21 protein-coding genes and 1 pseudogene are annotated in these 24,146 nt (G+C 58.8%); 8 read left to right on the top strand and 14 right to left on the bottom strand.

The features are described from left to right. The first annotated feature begins 27 nt into the window (after nt 1-27). Nucleotides 28-2,094, top strand: coding sequence for an EAL domain-containing protein (locus tag INT39_RS05215; RefSeq protein WP_193072394.1), 2,067 nt, complete (start codon nt 28-30; stop codon nt 2,092-2,094). A 260-nt stretch (nt 2,095-2,354) separates the two neighbouring features. Here INT39_RS05215 and groL read toward each other — a convergent pair whose 3' ends face one another. From groL to INT39_RS05195, 4 genes are all read right to left on the bottom strand, one after another. Next, complete coding sequence (gene groL, locus INT39_RS05210; protein WP_193072390.1) at nt 2,355-3,998, bottom strand: chaperonin GroEL; 1,644 nt, start codon at nt 3,996-3,998, stop codon at nt 2,355-2,357. Nucleotides 3,999-4,046: 48 nt separating this feature from the next. Beyond that, nucleotides 4,047-4,340 carry a co-chaperone GroES gene (locus INT39_RS05205; protein WP_036988527.1) on the bottom strand — a complete coding sequence of 98 codons (294 nt, stop codon included), beginning with the start codon at nt 4,338-4,340 and terminating at the stop codon, nt 4,047-4,049. Nucleotides 4,341-4,532: 192 nt separating this feature from the next. Beyond that, nucleotides 4,533-4,985, bottom strand: coding sequence for an FxsA family protein (locus tag INT39_RS05200; RefSeq protein WP_193072387.1), 453 nt, complete (start codon nt 4,983-4,985; stop codon nt 4,533-4,535). A gap of 69 nt (nt 4,986-5,054) precedes the next feature. After that, nucleotides 5,055-6,065 carry a DUF481 domain-containing protein gene (locus INT39_RS05195; protein WP_193072385.1) on the bottom strand — a complete coding sequence of 337 codons (1,011 nt, stop codon included), beginning with the start codon at nt 6,063-6,065 and terminating at the stop codon, nt 5,055-5,057. 106 nt (nt 6,066-6,171) lie between these two features. On the opposite strand from INT39_RS05195, the gene INT39_RS05190 reads away from it, so the two are divergent. Together INT39_RS05190 and INT39_RS05185 are read left to right on the top strand one after the other, a co-directional pair. Further along, nucleotides 6,172-6,477 (top strand): MGMT family protein, encoded by a 306-nt coding sequence (locus INT39_RS05190; RefSeq protein WP_413468905.1) that lies wholly within the window; start codon nt 6,172-6,174, stop codon nt 6,475-6,477. A gap of 7 nt (nt 6,478-6,484) precedes the next feature. Beyond that, complete coding sequence (locus INT39_RS05185; protein WP_193072383.1) at nt 6,485-7,846, top strand: AmpG family muropeptide MFS transporter; 1,362 nt, start codon at nt 6,485-6,487, stop codon at nt 7,844-7,846. 3 nt (nt 7,847-7,849) lie between these two features. Here INT39_RS05185 and INT39_RS05180 read toward each other — a convergent pair whose 3' ends face one another. Beyond that, nucleotides 7,850-8,683 carry a mechanosensitive ion channel family protein gene (locus tag INT39_RS05180; RefSeq protein ID WP_193073031.1) on the bottom strand — a complete coding sequence of 278 codons (834 nt, stop codon included), beginning with the start codon at nt 8,681-8,683 and terminating at the stop codon, nt 7,850-7,852. 14 nt (nt 8,684-8,697) lie between these two features. Then, on the bottom strand, nt 8,698-9,183 hold the full coding sequence (locus tag INT39_RS05175) for a YajQ family cyclic di-GMP-binding protein (protein WP_193072380.1): 486 nt from the start codon (nt 9,181-9,183) through the stop codon (nt 8,698-8,700). A 111-nt stretch (nt 9,184-9,294) separates the two neighbouring features. Between INT39_RS05175 and INT39_RS05170 the strand changes: the two genes are divergently transcribed. From INT39_RS05170 to INT39_RS05160, 3 genes are all read left to right on the top strand, one after another. After that, entirely contained in the window at nt 9,295-10,260 is a 966-nt protein-coding gene (locus INT39_RS05170; protein ID WP_193072377.1) for a diguanylate cyclase domain-containing protein, read from the top strand. Further along, a complete protein-coding gene (locus INT39_RS05165) occupies nt 10,253-11,179 on the top strand; it encodes a 2-dehydropantoate 2-reductase (protein ID WP_319021323.1) in 927 nt (308 codons plus the stop codon). The genes INT39_RS05170 and INT39_RS05165 overlap by 8 nt, the downstream gene beginning before the upstream one ends. A gap of 77 nt (nt 11,180-11,256) precedes the next feature. Beyond that, nucleotides 11,257-11,823, top strand: coding sequence for a cob(I)yrinic acid a,c-diamide adenosyltransferase (locus tag INT39_RS05160; protein ID WP_193072370.1), 567 nt, complete (start codon nt 11,257-11,259; stop codon nt 11,821-11,823). A 135-nt stretch (nt 11,824-11,958) separates the two neighbouring features. Here the strand turns inward: INT39_RS05160 and INT39_RS22955 are convergent, their stop codons facing one another. The 5 genes and pseudogenes from INT39_RS22955 to INT39_RS05140 form a co-directional block, all read right to left on the bottom strand. Then, a complete protein-coding gene (locus INT39_RS22955; RefSeq protein WP_413468904.1) occupies nt 11,959-12,663 on the bottom strand; it encodes a methyl-accepting chemotaxis protein in 705 nt (234 codons plus the stop codon). Nucleotides 12,664-12,816: 153 nt separating this feature from the next. Then, nucleotides 12,817-13,014 (bottom strand): annotated as a pseudogene (locus tag INT39_RS22950) (HAMP domain-containing protein); the annotation flags it as partial. 1,091 nt (nt 13,015-14,105) lie between these two features. Next, a complete protein-coding gene (gene ampE / locus INT39_RS05150; RefSeq protein ID WP_193072359.1) occupies nt 14,106-14,924 on the bottom strand; it encodes a regulatory signaling modulator protein AmpE in 819 nt (272 codons plus the stop codon). Beyond that, on the bottom strand, nt 14,925-15,500 hold the full coding sequence (gene ampD / locus INT39_RS05145; protein WP_193072358.1) for a 1,6-anhydro-N-acetylmuramyl-L-alanine amidase AmpD: 576 nt from the start codon (nt 15,498-15,500) through the stop codon (nt 14,925-14,927). A 79-nt stretch (nt 15,501-15,579) separates the two neighbouring features. Continuing rightward, nucleotides 15,580-17,907, bottom strand: coding sequence for a DUF1631 domain-containing protein (locus INT39_RS05140; RefSeq protein WP_193072357.1), 2,328 nt, complete (start codon nt 17,905-17,907; stop codon nt 15,580-15,582). 197 nt (nt 17,908-18,104) lie between these two features. Here INT39_RS05140 and INT39_RS05135 point away from each other — a divergent pair, with 197 nt between their 5' ends. Together INT39_RS05135 and nadC are read left to right on the top strand one after the other, a co-directional pair. Beyond that, nucleotides 18,105-19,472 (top strand): alanine/glycine:cation symporter family protein, encoded by a 1,368-nt coding sequence (locus tag INT39_RS05135; protein ID WP_193072356.1) that lies wholly within the window; start codon nt 18,105-18,107, stop codon nt 19,470-19,472. A 156-nt stretch (nt 19,473-19,628) separates the two neighbouring features. Beyond that, on the top strand, nt 19,629-20,477 hold the full coding sequence (gene nadC / locus INT39_RS05130) for a carboxylating nicotinate-nucleotide diphosphorylase (RefSeq protein ID WP_193072352.1): 849 nt from the start codon (nt 19,629-19,631) through the stop codon (nt 20,475-20,477). Between the two features lie 69 nt (nt 20,478-20,546). Here nadC and INT39_RS05125 read toward each other — a convergent pair whose 3' ends face one another. From INT39_RS05125 to tesB, 3 genes are read right to left on the bottom strand one after another with little or no spacing between them, the layout of a single operon-like run. Next, nucleotides 20,547-22,583 carry an LTA synthase family protein gene (locus INT39_RS05125; protein ID WP_193072348.1) on the bottom strand — a complete coding sequence of 679 codons (2,037 nt, stop codon included), beginning with the start codon at nt 22,581-22,583 and terminating at the stop codon, nt 20,547-20,549. A gap of 59 nt (nt 22,584-22,642) precedes the next feature. Further along, on the bottom strand, nt 22,643-23,242 hold the full coding sequence (locus tag INT39_RS05120; protein WP_193072346.1) for an HAD family hydrolase: 600 nt from the start codon (nt 23,240-23,242) through the stop codon (nt 22,643-22,645). 1 nt (nt 23,243) lies between these two features. Continuing rightward, entirely contained in the window at nt 23,244-24,107 is an 864-nt protein-coding gene (gene tesB / locus INT39_RS05115; RefSeq protein ID WP_193072344.1) for an acyl-CoA thioesterase II, read from the bottom strand. Between the last annotated feature and the right edge of the window lie 39 nt (nt 24,108-24,146).

The raw sequence follows: 24,146 nt of genomic DNA, 5'->3' as shown, positions 1-24,146 counted from the left end.
GGATCGCTTGGGAACTAACGGAATGCCATGGGCACTGACGCACACGCTATAAGGCTGCTGATTCTGGACGACTCGCAAAACAATGCGGAGCGTCTGGTGAGTATTTTACGCAACGCTGGGCATGCTACCCGAGCCCACCGGATAACCTCGCGCGAAGATTTGCACGAGTCGCTTCAGCAGACCTGGGATCTTTGTCTTGCCTGCCCTGAAACCAGCGTCATGACCGCGCTGGAAGCCTGTCAGATCATCAGCCACTCCCATGACGTACCCTTCATCCTGCTGACTGATCAGAGCGACGCCGATACGCGCACTGATGCTCTGCGTTGTGGCATGCAAGATACCGTACCGGCCAGCGCCGACAGCTTGATCGCCCTGGTGGTCAAGCGTGAACTGACCAACCTGACCGCCCGCCGCAAGCGGCGCATCGCCGAACAGTCCCTGCGCGAAACGGAGAAGCGCTGTCAGTTGCTGCTGGACAGCTCTGTCGACGCCATTGCCTATGTGCTGGATGGTATGCATATCTATGCCAACCGCTCCTATATCCGCCTGTTCGGTTATGACGATCCCGATGATCTTGCCGCCGAGCCCGTGGTCGGCCTGATTGCTGCCAGGGATCAGGACAGCTTCAAGGACTTCCTGCGACATTACGCCAGCCGTGGCGACCAAAGCGAGATGCGCTGCAACGCGGTGGACAGCGAAGGGAAAGAATTCCCCATCATGCTCAGCTTTTCGCCGGCACACTACGATGGCGAGCCCTGTACCCAGGTGGTTATCCGCGCTGAAACCGCCAGTGCCGAGTTCGAACAGAAGCTCAAGGCCATGGCCAGTCACGACCTGGTCACCGGACTGTTCAACCGCTCCTGGTTTCAGGAGCAACTGGATAGCGTCAGCGAGCAGGCGGTGCACAACAGTCAACCAAGCACGCTGGTGTACATCAGCATTGACAACTTCAACACGCTGCAAACCGACATCGGCATCGGCGGCTCGGATCTGATTCTTGCCGACCTGGCGCAAATTCTGCGGCGCTTCTTCCCGGAAAACACGCTACTCGCCCGCTTCAGCGATGATGCCTGCAGCGTGCTGATCGAAGGCACCGAGCCCGACCCTGTCGCCGCGCAGCTGGCGACCCTGCTGAAGCAGATCGAAGGCAATCTGTTCGAGGCCAATGGTCGCACTATCCAGATCACCGTCAGCATGGGCGTCTCCTGCATCAGCGAGACTCATCCAGAGCCAACCCAGGCCATCGAACGCGCTCACCGCCTCGCCGAGCAGATCAGCCAGAAAGGTGGCAACGCCATAAAGATATTCAACCCGCTCGAAGAGCTCGAACATATGGCCAACCGGGGCAATATCATCGCCTTGATTCGCCACAAGCTGGAAACCAGTGGTTTCAATCTGCAGTTCCAGCCCGTCATCAGTTTACGTGGTGACAACTCAGAACATTACGAAACCTTTCTCAGACTGTTCAACAGTCAAGGTGAAGAAATTCCAGCCGCGGAATTCCACAAGGCCGCCCTGGAATCAGGTCTCGCCACCGAGATTGATCGCTGGCTGATTACGCGGGCCGTGGGGCTGCTGGCCCAACAGCGCAGCAAGGGAGCGAACATCCATCTGATCCTCAACCTGAGCAGCGCCAGTCTGCAGGATCCAGAAATCGTTCAGTGGATCTCCAACCTGCTCAAGGCAGCCCGGCTGCCCGCCGATGCGCTGATTTTCCAGTTCAACGACGCCGACGCCAACAATTACCTGAAACATGCCAAGGTGCTGGCCGAAGCACTGCACTCAATCCATTCGCGGATTGCCCTCAGTCATTTCGGTGGGGCTCTCAACCCCTATGCCGTGCTCAAACATCTGCCTGTGGATTATGTGAAGATCGATGATTCCTTCAGCAGCGATCTGACTGATCCTGAAGCAGTAGAGCGTCTCAAGGAAATGGTAGCCACGCTGCACAATCAGGGCAAGTTGACCGTGGTTTCCGGCGTCAACAGTGCAACCATGATGCCTACGCTCTGGCAAGCAGGAGTCAACTATATTCAGGGTGACTATCTGCAGCCGCCTGCCGACAGCATGAGCTTCGACTTTTCCAACGAATGAGCAGGTATCTAACGCACCTCGCGTGAGGTTCGCTGCAACCGGTATATTTTTTCTGGAAGACGGGATAAGGCGGGAGTACGGGCTTCTACCCATATCTGAAGAACTACTGCTTGGGCAAAAAAATATCCGGACTGAACATCAGCCCGGATATCGGATTTCTCAATTACCATTTCAGCGAGGCTTGAGCGACACCGGCTGCAAGCCGGTACCGCTCTGTGATGCACCCCGCCAGACTGGCTGACTGAGCGACTTTCGTCGAATTACATCATACCGCCCATACCGCCCATGCCACCCATACCGCTCATATCAGGCATGGAGCCCTTGTCGTCGGGCAGCTCGGCAATCATGGCCTGGGTAGTGATCATCAGGCTGGCTACGGACGCAGCAGCCTGCAGAGCGCTACGCGTGACCTTGGCCGGATCCAGAATACCCATTTCGATCATGTCGCCGTACTCGCCAGTGGCAGCGTTGTAACCGTAGTTGCCTTCACCTGCACGAACAGCCTGCAGCACGACAGCAGCTTCTTCACCGGCGTTGGTAACGATCTGACGCAGCGGCGCTTCGATGGCACGGCGCAGCAGGTTGATACCGACGTTCTGATCTTCGTTGTCACCTTTCAGGTTCTCGAAGGCCACCAGAGTGCGCACCAGCGCAACACCACCGCCAGGTACCACGCCTTCTTCGACAGCAGCACGGGTAGCGTGCAGTGCGTCTTCAACGCGGTGCTTCTTCTCTTTCATTTCCACTTCGGTAGCAGCACCGACCTTGATTACTGCAACACCGCCAGCCAACTTGGCCAGACGCTCTTGCAGTTTTTCACGGTCGTAATCGGAGGTGGTGTCGTCAACCTGCTTGCGGATCTGGGCAACGCGAGCTTCGATATCAGCCTGGGCACCAGCACCGTCGATGACAGTGGAGTTGTCCTTGTTGATCTGAATACGCTTGGCCTGACCCAGGTGCTCCAGGGTAGTGGTTTCCAGGCTCATGCCGACTTCTTCGCTGATCACGGTACCGCCGGTGAGGATAGCGATGTCTTCCAGCATGGCCTTGCGGCGATCGCCAAAACCAGGAGCCTTGACCGCAGCAACCTTGACGATGCCGCGCATGTTGTTGACGACCAGAGTAGCCAGCGCTTCGCCTTCAACGTCTTCAGCAACAATCATCAGCGGACGACCGGCCTTGGCAACAGCTTCCAGCACCGGCAGCATTTCGCGGATGTTGGAGATCTTCTTGTCGACCAGCAGGATGTACGGGTTGTCCAGCTCAGCGGACATGGTTTCCGGCTTGTTGACGAAGTACGGAGACAGGTAGCCGCGATCGAACTGCATGCCTTCAACGACGGACAGTTCGTTGTCCAGGCCGGAACCTTCCTCAACGGTGATCACGCCTTCCTTGCCAACGCGATCCATGGCTTCAGCAATGATGTTGCCGATGGAGTCGTCGGAGTTGGCGGAGATGGTACCTACCTGGGCAATGGCCTTGGAGTCGGCACAGGGCTTGGCCAGGTTCTTCAGCTCGGCAACAACGGCCACAGTGGCCTTGTCGATGCCGCGCTTCAGATCCATCGGGTTCATGCCGGCAGCAACGGCCTTCAGACCCTCAGTGACGATAGCCTGAGCCAGAACAGTCGCGGTGGTAGTACCATCACCAGCGTCATCATTGGCACGCGAGGCAACATCTTTGACCAGCTGAGCGCCCATGTTCTCGAAGCGGTCTTTCAGCTCGATTTCCTTGGCAACGGAAACGCCGTCCTTGGTGATCAGCGGCGCGCCGAAGCTGCGCTCGATCAGAACGTTGCGGCCCTTCGGCCCCAGAGTTGCCTTGACGGCATCGGCCAGAACATTGACGCCTTCCAGCATCTTGTTGCGTGCGGCAATATCAAACAATACTTCTTTAGCAGCCATTTTCACTTTCCTTCAAATGAATTCGTTAAGGGATCGGGCGGTGGAGTCTCAACCTTCCAGAACACCGTAGATCTCGGATTCGCTCATCATCAGCAGCTCTTCGCCATCGATCTTGATGGTGCTGCTGCCGGAGTAGGGCCCGAAAACAACCTTGTCGCCTTCTTTGACGGCCAGCGGACGCACTTCGCCATTGTCCAGCAGACGCCCGGTCCCAACAGCCAGAACCACACCGGTATTCGGCTTTTCTGCTGCAGAGCCCGGCAGAACGATACCGCCAGCGGTTTTTGTTTCTTCTTCGCTGCGACGAACGACTACGCGGTCGTGTAACGGACGGATTTTCATCGTTGTGAGTCTCCCAAATGAGTGTCAAAGGCCGGCATGCCGGCATTTCAAGTTAACCAGGCCTGCGGCCTGAAGGACGTGCCGAAGCTGCGTCCCTGTCCAACGCAAGTTCCCTTCTATGGGCCCTTGCAAAACTGGTGCATTGTTTATGGGGCCCGGCAAAACCTTTTCAAGGGCCGGGCCACAAAATTTTCACGGCCGGTTCAGTCGCGAGTCATCCGCACCGGGCGTGGAGTGATCAGCCTCCCACTCGCCTTCGATGATGGTGTGCTCACCCTGCCGGTACATACGCGGACCGTTTTGATCATCCGGGCCGGAACCGCCGCTGCGGTGCAGCAGAGCCATGATCAGACACGGAATGGCCAGCACATCGGTGACCAGCCCCGGAAAGGCAATCAACACACCGGCGAGCACACCCCACATGCCTGATTTCAGTACATGGAAGGGGCTACGGTTACTGGCCATCTGCTGTTGCAGACGTTGCAGCATGCCCCAGCCGTTACGCTGAATCAGCATCAACCCGGCGACGCCGGTGAACAGCACCCACAATAGAGTCCAGCCAACCCCGACCGCCTGTCCCAGCAGGATCAGGCTCGCCAGCTCGATCAGCGGCAGCGCCAACAACAATATGCGCAACAATGGCATGACAACCTCAAGAATGGTTTCAAAGTTCTTATATGGGGTTGGACAGGTCAGTTTCAAGTCCGCCCGGCGTCACCAGTTGACGCCTAAGCCGACCTTGTAGCGGGTCTCGTTGCGGCTCTTATCGTCCGAACTGTCGGTGTAATCCCATTCGGTCATGAAGCTCAGCGAGGCCCAGCTGTTCAACAGGTAGCGTAGCCCCAGCTCAGCATCGACGATATAGCTCACCTCGTCATCATTGGGGATGAGGGTTTCAGCATTGTGAACCAGCTGAAAGCGCTTACCGAACAGGTATCGTCGATAATCCCAGGCCAAGCCCAGGCCATTGCTCCGACTGCTATCCCCGTCCCGTGCATCCATACGCAGATGCTCGAGACGCGCAGAGGTCTCGAAGCGGCCGAAGGCATTGTTCCACCACTCGTAACCCGGGCCAGAACCCGCCTGGATCTGCCGCTTCACTTCACCCAGATGATCACGCTGATAGCTGATCCGGTTCTGCCAGAACCATTTGTCAGCGAAGAACCAGCTCAGGGTGTAATCCGACTCCCACCAATGGCGGGTCTTGATATCGTCCCGGTAGTCGCGCTCGAAATCCCCGGTGAAGGCATGTCGCCAATCGCCATGTCGGGCTTCGGTTGATATATCCACATCGAGATCGCGTTTTTTTGACTCGGTGTTCTCCAGCTCCAGCGACAGATCCACCCGACCATCCCAGACCCAATCCTCGATCAAGGGCTGCGGCTCCATCATCTGTTGCAGCTGATCAAGTCTGAAAGACTGCGGTTCCGGCTCGCCATTGATCAGCCATATCTCCCCTGGCTGCTCGGACGGTTGAATGCGCCGCGCGTGCTGAGTATTGTCGCGAGTCTTGATCAACAGTGTTCTGTCGCTCTCCAATGTGCGTATGCGATTGACATTGACCGCCACCTGACCGGCAAAATCGGTTTGAATGACCAGCTTGTTGCCTTCCATGAGCTCGACGCGGCCAGTCAGCCGGTCACCGTTATCCAGCCAGATGGTATCGGCGACCGCGGGAAGTGCGCACAGCAGGGAAAGCAACAGCAGACAACGTGACATCAACATGAAAACCAGCCTGGACTATCTGAAAGAGACAAAGGAAGAGGCATTATCCATGAGAGAAGGTTCCCGGGCATCTGCTTCCGCCCCTATTGCGGATGAGCGCAAGCAGATGCTCTGGCAGGTGCTGGCAGCCATTCCAGCGGGGCGCGTGAGCAGCTACGGTCGACTGGCGCAGTTGGCCGGCCTGGGCCGCGGTGCACGGCTGGTCGGACGCTGGTTGGGGCAGCTGCCGGACGACACCAACCTGCCCTGGCACCGGGTGCTGAACAGCCAGGGCCAGTTGTCGCTGCCAGCGGACAGTGCTTCCGGACAGGAACAATATCAGCGACTGATGGCCGAAGGTGTCATCATCCGCAACCGGCGGGTTAGCATGACCCGTTACGGCTGGCCGGATCTGCACACAGGCGACAAGTGACCACTCAATGAACGACACCCCAGCAGTACCAGACCGTGAGGGCTGGAAGGTCTACCTCAAACCCCGCGTGCTGGGGATGCTGTTTCTCGGCTTTTCCGCCGGGCTGCCGTTGCTGCTGGTCGGCGGCACCTTCAGCGCCTGGCTGCGCGATCTGGGTATCGAGCTGGCCGCCATCGGCTTTCTCAGCTGGGTCGGCATGGCCCATTCGATCAAGGTATTGTGGGCGCCGCTTATTGACCGCGCTCCGCTGCCTCTGCTCAGTCGGTTGCTGGGCCGGCGCCGGGCCTGGATGCTGCTGGCTCAGCTGGTGATTGCCGTCGCCTTGCTGGGCATGGCACTCACCGACCCACGGGAGAATCTCACTCTGGTCGCACTGTGGGCAGTCCTGGCGGCATTCGGTTCCGCCACCCAGGATGTCGCCATTGACGCCTACCGAGTCGAAGCCGAAGCCCGTCATCGGCAGGCCGCCATGGCGGCCACCTATGTCACCGGCTATCGGGTGGCAGTTCTCGCGGCGGGCGCCGGCGCATTGCACCTGGCCTCCATCGATAGTTGGATGCTGGCTTACGGCAGCATGGCCCTGTTGATGGGCGTAGGCGTCGTCACCACCCTGGTTATCGCTGAACCGGCCGTCTCGGTAACCAGCACCACCCTGCACTTCGAGCAGCGTGTCGCCGACTATCTGGCCCAGACCCGCCACAGCAGCTGGCGGCGCCATCTCACGGCGTGGTTCATCGGCGCCATGGTCTGTCCTTTTGCCGAGTTCTTCCAGCGCTACGGCAAAGCTGCCCTGCTGATACTGGCTTTCATTGCCACCTTCCGGATCAGCGACATCTTCATGGGCGTGATGGCCAACCCCTTCTATCTCGACCTGGGTTTCAGCAAGGCGCAGATTGCCAATATTGCGGCAGCCTTCGGTCTGGGCATGACCCTGCTCGGTGCGGGATTGGGTGGTTTGCTGGTCGCACGTTTCGGCATTGCACCGATTCTGCTGTTAACGGCCTTCATGGCGCCGGCAACCAATCTGGCCTTTGCCTGGCTGGCCTTCATCGGACCAGAGACCTACGGACTGGTAGTGGCGATCATTGCCGACAACATTACCGGGGGGCTGGCCATTTCAGTGTTCATAGCTTACCTGTCGAGTCTGACCAACACCGCCTATACAGCGACGCAATATGCATTGTTCAGCTCGCTGATGACCCTGCCGGGGCAGTTTGCCGCGGGCTTCACCGGTGTACTGGCAGCTAACGTTGGCTGGGTGAGCTTCTTCATGGCGACCGCCCTGACCGGGCTGCCGGCCATAGTGCTGGCAGCTATGCTGCTGAAACACGCCCACCCCGACCGAATGCACCGACCGGGGATCGATTGAGCGTCAGTCCAGCGGCTGGACCTGATGCATGGTGCGCTGCGGGTAGGGAATGGTGATACCTTCGATTTCGAAGACTTCTTTGGCCTGCTCCTGGAGTCCCCAGAACACACCCCAGTAGTCGTCCGTCTTCGTCCAGACCCGCAGGGACAGATCGACCGAGCTTTCACCCAGCGTGGCCAACCATACCGCGGGTGCCGGATCCTTCAGCACCCGACTATCAGCGTGCGCCAACTGCAGCAACACTTTGCGAGCATGCTTGACGTTGTCCCCATAACTGATGCGCAGATCGATACTCACCCGGCGGGTCGGCTGCCGGGAGAAGTTGATGATATTACCGTTGGATAAAGTGCCGTTGGGCACTATCACTGTCTTGTTGTCAGCGGTTTTAAGCAAGGTGTGGAAGATCTGGATGTTATCGACCGTGCCTTCCACGCCCTGAGCCTGAATGTATTCGCCGACTCGGAATGGGCGCAGCACCAGAATCAGGATGCCGCCGGCAAAGTTCGCCAGACTGCCCTGCAACGCCAACCCCACTGCCAGACCTGCCGCACCGATCAGCGCGATAAATGACGTAGTCTCGATCCCCACCATACCGGCGACGCTGACCAGCAGCAGCGCCTTCAGGCCGATATTGACCAGAGTGCCGATGAAACTGTGCAGGGTGGGATCCACATTGCGACGTTGCAGCAATGCCTGGACAGCCCGAGTGATGCGGCCGATGATCCACCACCCGGCCAGCAGCGTAACCAACGCTAATAACAACTGGCTGCCGTAATTAACCACCATCGGCAGCAATTGATCCTGCCAGCCATCCAATGTGCCCATAAACGCCTCCATCATTACACCCCCTCTCAATCGCGAAAATTATTGAATTGCAGCGGCAGATCGAGCTCCGCAGTCCGCAGCAACGCCATGGCTTCCTGCAGATCATCCCGCTTCTTGCCGGTTACCCGCACCTGCTCGCCCTGAATGGCGGCCTGCACCTTGAGCTTGGCTTCCTTGATCCTCACAACGATCTTCTTCGCCAGCGCCTGGTCGATACCTTCGCGCAGCACGACATCCTGCTTCATCTCCTTACCCGAAGCGTAAGGCGTTTTCACTTCCATGCACTGCACGTCAATCTTGCGCTTGGTCAGGCTCAGTCGCAGGATATCCAACAACTGCTCAAGCTGGAATTCAGCCTCGGCGGTAATCGCCACGGTGAGCTCTTTTTCCTTGAACTCAAAACTGCCCTTACCCTTCAAGTCATAGCGTCGATCCAGCTCTTTCATGGCATTATCGACAGCGTTGGTTACTTCATGCTTGTCCAGTTCGGACACCACATCAAAAGACGGCATGGCTTGACCTCGATTAAATATGAGATTTGTGAACGGTGTGGCAAAACATTGGGCTGATGACGTGGCATTATACCGACATCAGTCCTAAAACATGCAGCAGGGAGCTCAGACATGCCCAACCCCCAACTCAGCATAATGGTGGTGGACGATACCAAGTTCAGCAGTGCCGTCATAGGCCATACATTATCCCAGGCGGGTTACACGGATATCCGCTTTGCCAGCTCGGCCATGGCTGCACTGGCCATGCACGAGGAACGCGCCGCCAGCGTCATGGTTGCCGATTGGTTGATGCCGGAGATGGACGGGCTACAACTGACTACGCGCATCCGCCAGCGTGATGAACAGACTGACCATTACACCTACGTCATGTTGTTGACTGCCCGGGAAGGTGACAACGTGCTCGGCGAGGCCTTCGATCGGGGCGTGGATGATTTCATCAGCAAGTCCGCCATGAACGAACAACTGCTGCCGCGCATCTATGCAGCGGACCGGATCAGTCAGCTGATCAATCGTCTGATGGAAGAGAATCGCCTGCTGGCCAGCAACAACGCGCAGCTCGAAGAGCATAATCTGGTCGACAGCCTGACCGCCCTCGGTAATCGTCGTTACCTGCAGCAACGTCTGGAGGAAGCTCTGCAGCGAGTGGAATCGCGCGGCGGGTTCTGCTCACTGCTGGTACTGGGCATTCAGAATTTCGATGAAGTAGGCAGCCGTTTCGGCGAAACCGTGCAACAGGAGCTGCTCAGGGGTATCGCTCGCAGACTGCAACAGCTGGTCCGCCCCATGGACGTGATCGCACGCACCGGCAATAACACGTTCGCCATCTGCACCGTTGGAGACAGCACTGACGACTGCAAACCCAGCAGCTTCCGCCGGCTGCACGATGGCCTCAACCTCAAGGCGTTCAAGACCAGCGAAGGTTATCTTTCGGTGCGGGCCGGCATGTCTCTGAGCAGAATCGAGAAAGATGATCCGATCGCCTCTGCCGACAGCATGCTGCAGCACGTCGAACAGCATCTGAGCCAGGCCTATGCGACCAACCTGATCACCGAAGTGCGGATACCACAACGTGTCTGAGGTCCTGCATATACTCGGCGCGGGCAGTCTGGGCCTGTTATGGGCCAGTCGCTGCTCCCTCGCCGGCATCGACTGCCGATTGATCCTGCACACCCCCCAGGCTCTACAGGACTGGCAGAGCCGCGAAAACACTCTGCTGCTCGAACGACCAGGGGACCTGCAGACGGTCAGAGTAGCTGCCGAGCTGGCCGACAGCAGCCAGGAGCCGATCCATAGATTGATCGTCACTACCAAAGCCTGGGCCGTGGCCGAGGCGCTGGAAAGCGTAGCGCAGCGACTGCACGCTGGCAGCGAACTGATCTTGCTGCAAAACGGCCTGGGCAGCCAACAGGCTGCCCGCAGACGCTTCCCCGCGCAGCGTGTGCTCTATGCCAGTGTTACCGACGGTGCCTGGAAGCGCAACGCCAATCAGGTCATCTGGGCCGGTGTCGGGCAGACGCTGCTGGGCGATCCGCAACAGCGTTGCGCACCTGACTGGCTGACGCTGCTGCCCCGAGCCGACATCGACTGGCGCTGGGAGCAGGACATCCTGTCAGTGCTCTGGATAAAACTGGCGATCAACTGTGCCATCAACCCGGTCACGGCGTTGCATGATTGCCCCAACGGGCAGGTGCTCGAGCATGCCGGCGCGATGTTCAATCCACTGCTGGCTGAACTGCAGGCATTGCTCACCAGTCAGGGTGTCGTCCTGTCACTGCCTGAGCTGACGCAACGGGTTAGAGCGGTAATCCAGGCCACCGCCAGCAACAGTTCATCCATGCGCCAGGACGTGCATGCCCAGCGACGCACCGAAATCGATTTCATCCTCGGCCATGCCTGTCGCACCGCCCGCCAAGCCGGCCTCCTCACGCCGGTACTGGATGAACTGCATCGGCAACTGCAGCGATACCTCGCCACGCTCGGCCTGCCACAGGACTAGCGCGGCAGAACGTCAGGGTCTTATGGATTGAGGCTGACAGATGGGCTAGGCTGCCCCCCTATTTACAGGAGAACAGCATGGGCTACCGTTTGAGCAAACTCTATACCCGCACCGGCGATGCCGGCACCACTGGCCTGGCCGATGGCAGCCGCGTCCCCAAGGACAGCCCGCGCATCGAGGCCATGGGAGATGTGGATGAACTGAATAGTTGCCTCGGCGTGCTGCTCGCCGGGCTGCTCAATGATGCTCTGCAGCCGGTACAGACGGCCTTAGCGCCGGTGCAGCACCGGCTATTCGATGTCGGTGGCGAACTGGCGATTCCCGGCGTCAACATCATCGACAGCGCAGACGTTACCGAACTGGAAGAGCAGATCGATCTGTTCAACGCCCAGGTACCGCCCTTGAAGGAGTTCATCCTCCCCGGTGGTTCCCCTTTGATCGCTCAGGCTCATCTGGCCCGGAGCATCTGCCGCCGTGCCGAACGTCGTTACCTGACACTGGCCGACCAGCAAGCAGTGAACCCACAGGCACAGGCCTACCTGAACCGGCTCTCCGACCTGCTGTTTGTCGTGGCACGCAGCATAGCGCGGCTGGAAAACACGCCTGAAGTACTCTGGCAGCCGAAACCCAAACCAGCTGAATAGCCGGGAAGAGAGCGTGTGAGAGTGGGCTTGCCGCGAGGTTTTTCTGCAGCCAGCATTCGCGGTCAAGACCGCTCCCACAAAAGTCACTCCCCCAGAAGCGCTCCCAAACCATGGCGCCAGCTCGATCTGAAGTGATCAGACTCGGAAAGAACTGATGACCTGTTGCAGCTCGCCAACCAGTTTACCCATCCGTGCACTGGCTTCTTCTGCGCGCCGCGCACCATCAGCTGTGCGCTCGCCGGAGTGGTTGATCTGCACTATGTTCTGATCGATATCATGACTCACCGCAGTCTGCTCCTCGGCAGCCGTGGCTATCTGCTGACTCTGATCAACAATCTGGGTAACCGCCCGCAGGATATTATCCAGCGCTGATTGCACCTTGATGGAAGAGTCCACGGCTTCGCCAGTCATGCTGTGACTCTGCCCCATTGCCTTTACCGCAGCGCCAACCCCACCTTGCAGGCGATCGATCATTTGCTCGATCTCCTGGGTCGACTGCTGCGTGCGCTGCGCCAGTGTCCGTACCTCATCGGCCACCACCGCAAAGCCCCGGCCCTGCTCGCCTGCTCGAGCAGCTTCGATTGCCGCGTTGAGTGCCAGCAGGTTGGTCTGTTCGGCCACGCCCTTGATAACATCCAGCACGCGGCTGATGGACGCGCTGTCATCAGCCAGATTGTTGATGACCTTCACCGAGTTCTCGATTTCAATGGCCAGCTTCTCGATACCATCCACCGATGCTTCGACCATGCGTCGACCGCTGATAGTCTCTTGGTTGACCTGCTCGGCATTGGTTACCGCCAAGGCTGCACTGCGAGCCACTTCTTGGGAGGTCGCTGACATTTCGTTCATGGCAGTGGCGACCTGCTCGATCTGCGTGCGCTGGCTCTCCACCGCCTGACTGCTCTCGCTGGAAATTTCGACGACCTGTTGCGATTGGTCGCTGACCAGGTTCGACGTTTTGCTGACGTGCCGGATAAGCCCCTGAATACGTTCGATGCTGCCATTGAACTCACCCGCCAGTTTGCCCAGCTCATCTCGACTGGTAACTGTGACACGTGCCGTCATATTGCCTGCCGCCACGTGCTCCATGGTCTCGGACAATGCACGGATGGTGCGCTGGGTCGCAACGTAAAAGGCCAGGTACAGCCAGATGATCGCCAACAGAATGACCACCAGGGCTGTCACCAGCATCAGCATCGACCGATTGCCATCACTCACTCGCTGAGTCAGCCCCTCACTGAGAAAGCTCAGAATCGCTTCATTAAATGCGTGGGTTTTTGCCATCTCGGTACTGAGACGTCGAAAGTAGCCGTCCCAAGTGTCGTCATAGCTGGACGCGAGAATGATTTCGTCTTCGAAAATTCGCAGCACTCTGTCCAGAGACTCGTTGCTGGCAGCCACCGGCGCCTGCAACGCGTGCAGCTCCGGCTGTTGCAGGAAAGTCTGCGCCTGGGTGTAGTTGACCGCCAGGCGCTCAACCTCTTCCAGATAACGATCCATGTCTCTGCTGGCATCGGAATTGAGGTAGCCCAGCCCGATGGAATAAGAGCCTGTGGCCCGACCCAGCCCCAGAGCCGAGGTAATCTGCGGGGAATGGTTGACCAACAGGTCGGTCAGCTGACGTACGGTACGATCATAATCATGGGGCAGCCCACTGTATGCAGCACTGAAACTGAACAGTGAAACGATACCTACGTGGGCCTGGGTCGACATCTGCCCGCGATTGCGCAGTGATCCACTGCGGATGTCTGCATATTCCACCAGCAACTCATCACGTTTGTTGATCAGCTCTGCCGCGTTCGGGTCAGCCGGGTTCAGTGGCAGGTTTTCCAGCCCCGTCACCAAACGCTGGATAGTTTCGCTGCTGCGCTGATCAAGAATCGGCCCCTGTTCACCCGCCCCCAGATGGAACGCGAGGATGTCGAGACCGCGCAGGGTTTCAGCATCAATCAGCAGCTGGGACACTTGCTCCATCAACTGCATGGAATCCAGCGCATGACGGGAGACCTGAACCCGATCCCACGCCTGGCTCACCAGCATCCCACCGACCACGACCAACGGCACAAAACACAGCGCACTGATCAGGCAGAATTTCATGGCGTAGCCAAGTCTGTTCATCAGTGCCATGGCGGGTGCCAACAGAGTGTTCACATGCATCTCCTTGTCCAATCCCGTGCTGCACCACGGGGCCGAATCGCAATAGTTGTTATCGCCATCATCCAATCCCGGACAGTGGCTTCATCGTTGCTCTATCGGCCTGACAGGAGACTTCTTTAAGTATTTCAGCTCAGCATGGACAAAAAGGCCACTACTACCGCCCAGGTCAGAATCGCGCGGATTACCAGCTGCCGGGTATCGGCGAGGATATTCTCTGGTGCCAGTATCGGCTCAAGCACAGTCTCAGGCAGGGCTGCCTGGGCGCATCGAGCAACCAGCTCGCTGCCAGGCAAATCCCAGTCGGTTGCCAGGCCGCGCAAAGTGCGCAGCGTGCTGTCGAATTGACCTACCAGAGCGAAGCTCAAGCTCAACAAGCGGGCGGGTATCCATTCCAACGCGTGAACCAGCATGGCGGCGGGACACGCAGCGGTTAGCGGACTGCGTTGACTCAACAGCAACAGCAGTCGCCAGGCAAGCGCGCCCAGAGGACCAAGCAACAGATACCAGAATGCCGGAGCGAAATAATCCTGCAGACTGGCTGCAACCACCCTGCCCCGGACCAGCGCCGGCAACTCATCAGCCTGTTCCGCAGATACATCCAGTTGTTGTTCGGCAACCAGCCCTGCGGCTGCCAGATCATCACGCTGCCAGGCGGCCATGAAGTCATCCGTCATACGCCCCAGAGGGTCTTGACGGCCGACACACAACAGCAACACGCCAACATGCAACAACAGGGTAAACAGGCCATAGGCGATGCCTTCCAGCCACCAGAGGAGCAAACCAAGCGGCAGCAACAGCATCAGCACGGCGATCAGCGCAACCCACTCGCGCCCCAGCCGCCCTGTACGTTCTACCCATAGCATGAGGAAATCCCGCGGATAACCGGTGCGCCAAGGCGTCCAGAGCAGAATCAGCGCCACCAGCAGCAATACCAGAAATTTCATTTACAGCTCCCCATCCATCAGTGCAGTGTCGGTCAATTGATCAAGGTAACGCGGCCAGTCGAAACAGGGGCCCGGATCGGTCTTGCGCCCCGGTGCAATATGTTCATGCCCGGTGATCCGGCTGCGACCGATCAGCGGAAAGGCCTGTTGCAGAGTGCGGGTAAGCGTGATCAGGCTGGCATATTGCAGGTCGGTAAAAGGGTGCTCGTCGGTCCCTTCCAGTTCGATGCCAAGGGAATAGTCGTTGCAGTTATCACGCCCTTCGAAACAGGACTGACCAGCGTGCCAGGCGCGTGCCAGACAGGAAACGAACTGGGTAACGCAGCCATCACGTTCGATAAGAAAATGTGCGGATACCCGCAGATCGGCAATCTCGGCAAAATAAGGATGTGCATTGCTATCGAGCGTACCGGAGAAGAACGCGTGCACACAGCCAGTACCGAACTGGCCTGGCGGCAGGCTGATATTGTGAATAACCAACAGGGAAATATCGACGCCGTCGGGGCGGGCATTGAAATGTGCCGACGGGCAAAGGTGTATTCCGTTGAGCCAACCGCTGGCTGCGTCAATCTGCATAAAACTACCCTGACAGTAAAACAGCCATGTTAGGGTCTGCCGAGGTCGCATCGCAAGCCGTGTGCGCCCAACCGGGCGCTCAGTCTCTGGTCGAGCGCAACTGGCGCAGGTTGCCGATGACCGACTCCAGTGCTCGATCAAAAAGTTGATCATCGGCCACCAATTGAACCAGACCCTGCTCGTAATGGCTGGTCAGCGCAGCGCGGGTAAACTCGGCAACTTTCGTGCCCGTGCGGTTCACGAAGATATATTTGCCACTGAAACTGATGATCGCCGCCAGCTTGCAACGCTGCATGGGCTTGTCACCCACCCCGGACAACTCGAACCAACTGCCGGCATTCAGACTTTCCACCCAGCTGGTTGCGGCGACGCTGGGCAGATCCTCAATCAGTTCGGCTTCCGCGGCAACATCACCGGCGGGCATGACGGGTGCGTCAACCAGCACCATCTCGGTCAGAACCGGTATGCCGTCGCTTTCCAGTGGGCCTGCATGCACCTGGTGCTGTGACTCAGGCTCAGCGATTTCGTCGCGACCCTGAAGGTCACCATTTCCCATGTCCAACGGTGCGTGCTGTTGAAGGGACGATGGCTGCTCAGGCGGAGCTGCATCCCGCAAAGCCGCCCGCTGCAGATTCCGCAGCTGAGCCACCTTGGGCGAATCCTCGGGGCTATCTTCACCGATCAGGCGCAAGCCTTTACACAGCGCCCGGCAGACACTGTCATTCAATGCCAGACGCTGGCCTGTGCCCCCCTGCAGGGGACGCTCGACACTTTGCACCAGTCGCTCGGCAACCGTGACCGCGTTACGCCAGGCGGTGGAGTTTCCCCCTTCGCGCAGACAGACCATCTGCAGTACCTGACTCCAGGTTTCACGCAGCAGGTCCACAACAAATACCGGTAACGTTCGCCCCAGCAGCAAGGTATTCAATACTTGCGCAGACTGGCCTCGTGCCGCTTCGACTCGTGCGCGCCCCTCTTCGGCATCCCGCGTGCGCTGTTCAAGACGCTCGGCCCGTCGCTGTTCGATGTGAACAAAGCCGGCGAGCTCCTCGTGCATCTGCTCAAAAAACGCCGCGTCCGCCATCTGCTCACCGTGCATCCGCTCAACCATGCGTTCGAGCAAGGTGTGCAACTGGTCGCGTTGCAGATCGTCATGATCGCTCCAACCCATGGTTGCCCGGGCCAGCTCGTTGAGCAGGCGCCGAGCCGGATGAGAGGAGCGATTGAACAAACTCTTGTCGGCAATGGCAACACGCAGGATCGGCAACTGCATGCGACCGATCAAGGCTTTCAAGGCTGCCGGCAAGTGAGCATCGTCCAGCACGACATCAAACAACATCGAGACCAGACTGATGACGTCATCGTCCACGCGATCAAGTCTGCGTACTTCGCCGGTCTGCCTGAGCTGCTCTCCCAGTTGCCGATTGATGTGCCCGCGCAGATCCTTGAGCGTCGCCCCCTGGCTGGCTTCCTGGCCCCCAGCAAAACTGCTCAACATGTTGAGCAGTTCATCACTGGGTACCGGCGGCGCCGATGGCGCGCCCAGAGCACTGAGTGCGATATCACCGCTGGCATGACGCCAACTGCTGATCAGCTCGCTGAACAGCGACAGCACCTGCGCGTCGGCCCCTTCCGTCGTGGCGGCTGTACCGCTCTTCAGCTCTTGGCTCGCAGCCGTCGGGCTTCGCGGCCGTACTGGCAGACCGTCCTGCTTCAGGTCCGGTAGAACGCCGGCGTTCTTCAACAAGCCATTGGCATCGGCGTACAGTGAATCGATTGAATTGAAGACGTGGCGCTCGAACATCTTGAAGATAATCAGTCGCACCTTGATATCAAGATCCAGGGGCACGCAGCTATCTGAAAAAAGCTGAACCAGGCAGTTCGGCGCCAGCGGGTTGCTCGCATCGCTCACCGTGCCGCCAACCAGACTGCGCAGGCGCAGGGTCAAATGAGACAGGCCCAGCTGGTTGCGCGCATTGACCCGACCCACCATGCCGTTGAGCGCAACGGTCTGCTCCAGTTCATCTGGCTGAACCAGACTCAGAGTATCGAGATTAAAGGAGGTAGTGTCGTGGGGGACGGTCGGTCGGCCATTCTGCAACGTGGCGAATTCATTATCCAAGCCGTCGCAGCAGGCCTTTTCGATAACGTGGCGCTTCAACCGCAGTAAACGCATGGCATCAAAGAACAGGCTTTGATCAGCATTGCTCCCGGCACGATCAGCTTTTTCAAACAGGGTGTCGTCGGCGTTATCAAACAGCTCGCTCAACCCTACTCTCAAATAGGTCAGCGTACGATCCCGCACCGCAGCGAGGGGGGCTGGCAAGTGCGCGGCACGCTCGGCATCAGTCCGCCGTTTGCCAGATGCAACCGAGGCAATGGAAACTACCTTGTAATCCTGGGACATGCCATCTCTCCGGGGAATCAGTCCGGCGCGAACATCGTATCCATGCGCCAATGACGAATTTCTGGCGTCAAATTACCGCAAGTATACATAATTTGAGTCGTCCGACAGCCTTCCTCTTCTTTTTACTTGCTGCAGCTCACAGTTTGCAATACAAGGGAATTGAAAACAAAAACCAACCCACAGGCGTGGAGAACAAAATGGATAATTTGATCGATTTCATCAGTACAGTAAATGGCTGGGTATGGGGGCCTTTCATGCTGGCGCTGCTTGCCGGCACGGGGATCTACCTGGCACTGGGATTGCGACTCATCCCCCAGCGCAAGCTGATTTACGGTTTCGGCATGCTCTGGCGCGGCCGCAAGAAAACAGATGAAGATGGCGATCTCAGCCCCTTCAATGCTCTGATGACCGCACTTTCCGCAACCGTTGGTACCGGTAACATCGCCGGTGTCGCCACGGCCATTTTCTTTGGCGGACCCGGCGCGCTGTTCTGGATGTGGCTGATCGCATTGATCGGCATGGCAACGAAGTTCAGCGAAGCCGTACTGGCGGTGCATTTTCGTGAGAAAGACGCCTTCGGCAACTACGTTGGCGGCCCGATGTACTATATCCGCAACGGCCTGGGCAAAAACTGGAAATGGCTCGGCGTGTTATTCGCGATCTTCGGCATGCTCGCCGGCTTTGGTATCGGCAATACCATCCAGTCCAACTCGGTTGCCGACGCCATGCAAAGCACCTTCAACATCAATCCGGTGGTCACCGGCCTGGTGATCGCTGTGCTGGTCGCACTGGTGTTGATTGGTGGCATCAAGCGCATTGGTGAAGTCGCCGGCAAGCTGGTTCCGCTGATGGCGATTTTCTATGTCGGCGGTGGACTGGCCATTCTGATCATCAACGCCGCTGAAGTACCCGCTGCGTTCGGCCTGATCCTGCACCATGCATTCAACCCCACTTCTGCAGCGGGCGGTTTTGCCGGTGCCACCGTCTGGGCTGCCATTCGTTTTGGTGTCGCCCGGGGCGTTTTTTCCAACGAGGCCGGACTGGGCAGCGCGCCGATCGCGCACGCTACGGCCAAAACCAACAACCCGATCCGCCAGGGTACCGTGGCCATGCTCGGCACCTTCATCGACACCATCATCATCTGCACCATCACCGGGCTGGTGATTGTCGTCACCGGCGCCTGGCAGAGCGGTGAAAACGGGGCGTCACTGTCGGTACACGCGTTCAATCTGGGTCTGCCAGGCTGGGGTGAATACATCGTCAGTATCGGCCTGGCCACCTTTGCGTTCACTACCATCCTGGGCTGGAGTTTCTATAGTGAGAAATGCACCCAGTTCCTGTTCGGCGAGCGCTCCATAATGCCGTTTCGTATCATCTGGATCATTGCCGTACCGCTGGGCACCTTACCCGTGATCAACCTCGGCAGTCTGTGGCTGGTGGCCGATACGCTCAACGCGATGATGGCCATTCCCAACCTGCTGGCCCTGTTGCTGCTGAGCCCGGTGGTATTCAAACTGACCCGCACCTATTTCAGTCAGCCCAGAACGCTGCAGGACGCCGACTGATTCCATTCGCCTGGCGCTTTGGCGCCTGATCGGCCCTGGCAGCGAACCGCCTGCCGGGGCCTACATCTCCCCTCCATGTGCCCTCAACCTGCCCCCAGCCGAATGTGCCATCGGGTATACTTCGGGGTTTCCATCCGACCCGCTGTGGAGCACCCCATGCCGAATATCACCCTGGACAGTCTGCAATCCTCCCTTCAGGACCAAGTGCGTCGTGCGCTTGCCGAGGACGTTGGCGATGGTGATATCACCGCAACCCTGATACCGGCAGACCGGCAGGCTCAGGCCACCATCATCTCCCGTGAGTCAGCGATACTCTGTGGTACGGCGTGGGCCGATGAGGTACTCCGTCAGGTGGACCCACGGATCAGCGTGCAATGGTTGGCCGCCGATGGCGACCGGCTCGAACCGAATCAGCCCTTCTGCACGATGAGCGGCCCGGCTCGCGGCCTGCTGACTGGCGAGCGCTGCGCATTGAACTTCATTCAGACCCTGTCCGCTACCGCAACCCGCAGTCGGTATTTTTCCGATATGGTGGAAGGCACCGGCGTCAAGCTGCTCGACACCCGCAAAACCCTCCCGGGGCTGCGCCTGGCACAGAAATACGCGGTCACCTGCGGCGGTTGCCACAATCACCGTATCGGTCTGTTCGACGCCTTCCTGATCAAGGAAAACCACATTGCAGCCTGCGGCAGTATCCGTGCAGCGGTATCCCAGGCCAGAGCTCTGAGCCCGGGCAAGTCGGTGGAAGTGGAGGTGGAAAGTCTGGAGGAGTTACGCCAGGCACTGGAGGCAGGCGCCGACATCATCATGCTCGACGAACTGAGCAACGATGACATGCGCCGCGCCGTACAGATCACCGCAGGCAAGGCCAAGCTGGAAGCGTCTGGTGGGATCAATGAGACCACGCTGCGCTCCGTCGCGGAAACCGGCGTTGACTACATCTCCATTGGCAGCATGACCAAAGACATCAAGGCCGTCGATCTGTCCATGCGTCTGGCGATGTAACTACCCCACCGACAAGGCCGAGGTCTATCCACGGCCATCGGTCACACCACCAGACTTGTGGGCGGCGCGTTATTGCTCGCGCACATTGTCGTACAGCATGTAACGGGCCGTTTCGTGCAGCCCTCTGGTCAGCGGCAGCAGACGCTGGTATTCCTCGGGGTACTGTTCAGCAACGTTGTCCAGCGGCGTATCCGAGTGCAGATCGTGCAGACTTGGCTCGCTGCCGTCATGGTTCATCTGCAACAGGAAATCCTGCGTCACCGCCCCGATGAGCGGGAAGGTTCCTTCACGCAGCACCAGTGGTACCACCCGTTCCCCTTCCGGCGGCGGGGTCAGCAGGTCACGCCCCATGCTGCGCGTTTCGTATTCGATACCCAGAAGCCCGGCAATGGTCGGCAGCAAATCGGCCAGACCCACAGCCTCATCGAACTCACGCGGCTCAAGCAGCCCCGGTGCGTGAATCAGCAGGGGGACGTTGTTGCTCTCCAGACCCAGCTGATCGAACGCCGGCTTCATGTAATCGATATGGGCGATACGCGTATTGTGATCACCAAACAGCACGAAAATCGTGTTGTCATAATAGCCGCTCGCCTTGGCCATCTCCATGAAGCGACCGATATTGAAATCCAGCAGCCGTGCGGCATTGTATTGCTCCAGACTGCGCGAGCCGGCAGCCTGCACCTCTTCCAGTGGACGCTCGATCACCTCGAAGCCGTCGTTTTCCGCTGGAATGGTAAAGGGACGGTGATTAGCCGCGGTCTGGATGTAGGCAAAGAACGGCTGATCCTGGGGCAGCTCACGCAGCAGCTGGTCGGTTTCCTTGAACAGGTCCAGATCGGAAATGCCCCAGACATCAACGTTCTTCGCCTCCCAGTAACCCTCCTCATAGATCTTGATACCATCGATGCTCTGACGTACCAGCGCATTCATGTTGGCCCAACCCGAGTTACCGCCGATGGTATAGATCTTCTGGTAGCCCTGCAGATCATTGATCAGGGTGCGCTGATTGGTGATCAGCGGATTGCGCGTGGCGGTCTCCGAACGTGACACGTCGGGCACCCCGGAAATACTCGCCCATACGGTTTTCGCAGTCCCGGTCACCGGCACATAAAAATGCCGGAAGAACCAGCTGTCCTTGGCCATGCGGTCCAGATTGGGTGTGGGATTCAGTGGGTTGCCATAGGCGCCCACCGCCGTGGTGCCCAGAGACTCCAGCATGATGAACACGACATTCGGAGCCTCCCCCGTCAGCCGTTGCGGCTGGACCGGCACACTGCGCGAAAAGTCGAGTTGCTCGGCATCAGGACTGGTGACGCCCAGGTAAGCACTGACCTGGGGATAATACTGACGCACCTGCGCCTCGTCATAGCGCTCCTGCGGCACCTTCAATGTGTCGTAGAAGAACAGCACCGGATTAAGCCCCAACGCACCCAGTTGGCTGTCACCAGCAAAGAAAGCATCGTTCCAGCGCAGCGGTACCGGGTTTTCCAGGTTCACGTTGCTGGTCCGGCCGAGCAACACGAAGAACACCACGACCACCATCGCTGCACTGCCCCAGACCCGCGACCAGAGCGCGATGGGCCGGGGACGGCGGTCGAGTGTGCGCCGCTCAAGCCGGAACAGACCCACTATCGACAGCCCCAACAAGGCAAGCCAACCCAGCGAGATCCATACCACGGGGTAACTTTCCCAGAGCATCTGTTGGGAAATCTGCACATCACCGAGGAACTTGAGGGCCGAAGCATTCAAGCGCACCCCGAGATAGGCGTAATGTCCGAAGTCGATGAAGTACATCAGCAGCACGACCGCCACTGCCAGCACCAGCCAGAGACGGGAGAGCCCCCGCAGCAATCCGCTGCGCACACTGTTCCAACCCGGTAGCCAGGCCAACAGCATGGCCGGCAACATCAACAACACAGCCAGACGCAGGTCGAAGCGAACACCGACGCCCAGCGTTTCCAGTACCAGTAACCAGGGGTGACTCTCGCCGCCGCTTACCGAGGAAAAGCCAAACAGAAAAACCGCGCGCAGCGCGACCAGCAGCCCAAAAAGAATGGCCACCCCGCCTACGAAATAATGCAGACGTCGGGATTGCAGCCAGGCCATACGGGTACTCCTTGGAAGATGTTTCATTCAATGATTCAGCGATGCTGACGGTAGGTGATTCAAGCCGGGGCATCCGTCGTGTGCAGCTGCGCCAGTAACGAATGACAGTCAGCAACATGCAGATCCGTCAGTTCCGGCCAGGCGTTGTCGGGAAATACCAGACAGGTCCGGCAGCCCGCCGCTCTGCCCGCTGCCAGGTCAAAGTGGAAGTCGCCTACCATCACCGCCTCGGTATGGCTGAGCTGCCAATCAGCAAGCAGCTGGTGAATGCCATCGGGGGCCGGCTTGGGTGGTGCTTCATCGCGACCGAGAATATGCTCTGGCGCAAAGCAGTCGAGTACCCCGATGCGCCGCAGCGAGGCCATTGCCACGCTGCGCAGATTGCGCGTGAGAATCCCCAGATGCCGACCACTGCGATGCAGCTCGCGCACCAGGTCGGCCGCCCCTGGCGCGGGGACGACATCAGCCGCCAGGCGCAACTCGATGGCATTGAGCTCATCATTCAAGCGCTGGCGCTCAGCAATCGGCAGACGCCCCAGATGAGTGAGAATGTCTTCATCAGCAGGGATGCCCAACTCCCGCCGGATCGCCGGGAAGTCGTGCTGGGCAACCGTCAGAGTACCATCGAGATCGAAGATCCAGCCACGTATCTGGTGCATATCAGCTGCGCCGATCGCGCATCAGCGATTCCTGTGCCACCGAAGCCACCAGCTCACCGGCACGGTTGAATACCTGCCCGCGTGACAAGCCTCTGGCGCCGCTGGCTGAGGGACTGTCCATGGCATACAGCAGCCAGTCATCCATACGCAGCGGGCGATGGAACCAGACAGCATGATCAAGACTGGCGACCTGCATATGCGGAGCCCAGGTGGAGATGCCATGCGGCAGCGCTGCCGTGCTCAACAGGTTGAAGTCCGAGGCGTAGGCAAACAGGTAGCGGTGCAGATGGTCGTCATCCGGCAGCTGCCCGTCGGCGCGGAACCAGGTGTACTGAACCGGCTCGGCAGGCTTGGGTTTGAATGGGTTGTAACCATTGACCCGGCGGATCTCGATCGGCTTGGCACTCAATACGCTGTCGCGCACCGCTTCGGGTAGCAGGTGCTGGTTTTCCAGAGCCACTTGCTGTTCGCTCTTCAAGCCTTCGGGTCCCGGCACCTCGGGCATCATTGATTGATGTGACACTCCCGGCTCCTCGCCATGGAAGGATGCCATCAAGGTGAAAATAGCCCGTCCCTTCTGGATGGCGCTGACCGTGCGCGTGGTGAAGCTGCCGCCGTCACGCGGCGATTCCACCTGATAGACGATGGGCAGGGAAGCGTCACCGGGGCGCAGAAAGTACCCGTGTACCGAGTGCACGTTTCGCTCGGGCGCTACGGTCTGGCTGGCTGCCGACAACGCCTGACCCAGCACCTGACCACCAAACAGCTGGCGGAAGCCCAGGTCCTCGCTTACGCCACGGAACAGGTTTTCCTCGATCTTTTCCAGCGCCAGCAGGCGAACCAGACTATCCAGCATGTGGGTCATGACCATTCCTCAACTCAACACCGGCAAGACCGGATTGTA

Source organism: Pseudomonas sp. FME51, from assembly GCF_014897305.1.
Note: the sequence above shows the minus strand (reverse complement) of the source record. Positions and strands in the feature narration are given on the sequence as shown.

What these genes read in the sequence shown, in the direction of transcription:
- INT39_RS05215 (WP_193072394.1), top strand. Translation starts at nt 28, where the DNA reads ATGGGCACTGACGCACACGCTATAAGGCTGCTGATTCTGGACGACTCG.
- groL (WP_193072390.1), bottom strand. Translation starts at nt 3,998, where the DNA reads ATGGCTGCTAAAGAAGTATTGTTTGATATTGCCGCACGCAACAAGATG.
- INT39_RS05205 (WP_036988527.1), bottom strand. Translation starts at nt 4,340, where the DNA reads ATGAAAATCCGTCCGTTACACGACCGCGTAGTCGTTCGTCGCAGCGAA.
- INT39_RS05200 (WP_193072387.1), bottom strand. Translation starts at nt 4,985, where the DNA reads ATGCCATTGTTGCGCATATTGTTGTTGGCGCTGCCGCTGATCGAGCTG.
- INT39_RS05195 (WP_193072385.1), bottom strand. Translation starts at nt 6,065, where the DNA reads ATGTTGATGTCACGTTGTCTGCTGTTGCTTTCCCTGCTGTGCGCACTT.
- INT39_RS05190 (WP_413468905.1), top strand. Translation starts at nt 6,172, where the DNA reads ATGCTCTGGCAGGTGCTGGCAGCCATTCCAGCGGGGCGCGTGAGCAGC.
- INT39_RS05185 (WP_193072383.1), top strand. Translation starts at nt 6,485, where the DNA reads ATGAACGACACCCCAGCAGTACCAGACCGTGAGGGCTGGAAGGTCTAC.
- INT39_RS05180 (WP_193073031.1), bottom strand. Translation starts at nt 8,683, where the DNA reads ATGGAGGCGTTTATGGGCACATTGGATGGCTGGCAGGATCAATTGCTG.
- INT39_RS05175 (WP_193072380.1), bottom strand. Translation starts at nt 9,183, where the DNA reads ATGCCGTCTTTTGATGTGGTGTCCGAACTGGACAAGCATGAAGTAACC.
- INT39_RS05170 (WP_193072377.1), top strand. Translation starts at nt 9,295, where the DNA reads ATGCCCAACCCCCAACTCAGCATAATGGTGGTGGACGATACCAAGTTC.
- INT39_RS05160 (WP_193072370.1), top strand. Translation starts at nt 11,257, where the DNA reads ATGGGCTACCGTTTGAGCAAACTCTATACCCGCACCGGCGATGCCGGC.
- INT39_RS22955 (WP_413468904.1), bottom strand. Translation starts at nt 12,663, where the DNA reads ATGTCAGCGACCTCCCAAGAAGTGGCTCGCAGTGCAGCCTTGGCGGTA.
- ampE (WP_193072359.1), bottom strand. Translation starts at nt 14,924, where the DNA reads ATGAAATTTCTGGTATTGCTGCTGGTGGCGCTGATTCTGCTCTGGACG.
- ampD (WP_193072358.1), bottom strand. Translation starts at nt 15,500, where the DNA reads ATGCAGATTGACGCAGCCAGCGGTTGGCTCAACGGAATACACCTTTGC.
- INT39_RS05140 (WP_193072357.1), bottom strand. Translation starts at nt 17,907, where the DNA reads ATGTCCCAGGATTACAAGGTAGTTTCCATTGCCTCGGTTGCATCTGGC.
- INT39_RS05135 (WP_193072356.1), top strand. Translation starts at nt 18,105, where the DNA reads ATGGATAATTTGATCGATTTCATCAGTACAGTAAATGGCTGGGTATGG.
- nadC (WP_193072352.1), top strand. Translation starts at nt 19,629, where the DNA reads ATGCCGAATATCACCCTGGACAGTCTGCAATCCTCCCTTCAGGACCAA.
- INT39_RS05125 (WP_193072348.1), bottom strand. Translation starts at nt 22,583, where the DNA reads ATGGCCTGGCTGCAATCCCGACGTCTGCATTATTTCGTAGGCGGGGTG.
- INT39_RS05120 (WP_193072346.1), bottom strand. Translation starts at nt 23,242, where the DNA reads ATGCACCAGATACGTGGCTGGATCTTCGATCTCGATGGTACTCTGACG.
- tesB (WP_193072344.1), bottom strand. Translation starts at nt 24,107, where the DNA reads ATGACCCACATGCTGGATAGTCTGGTTCGCCTGCTGGCGCTGGAAAAG.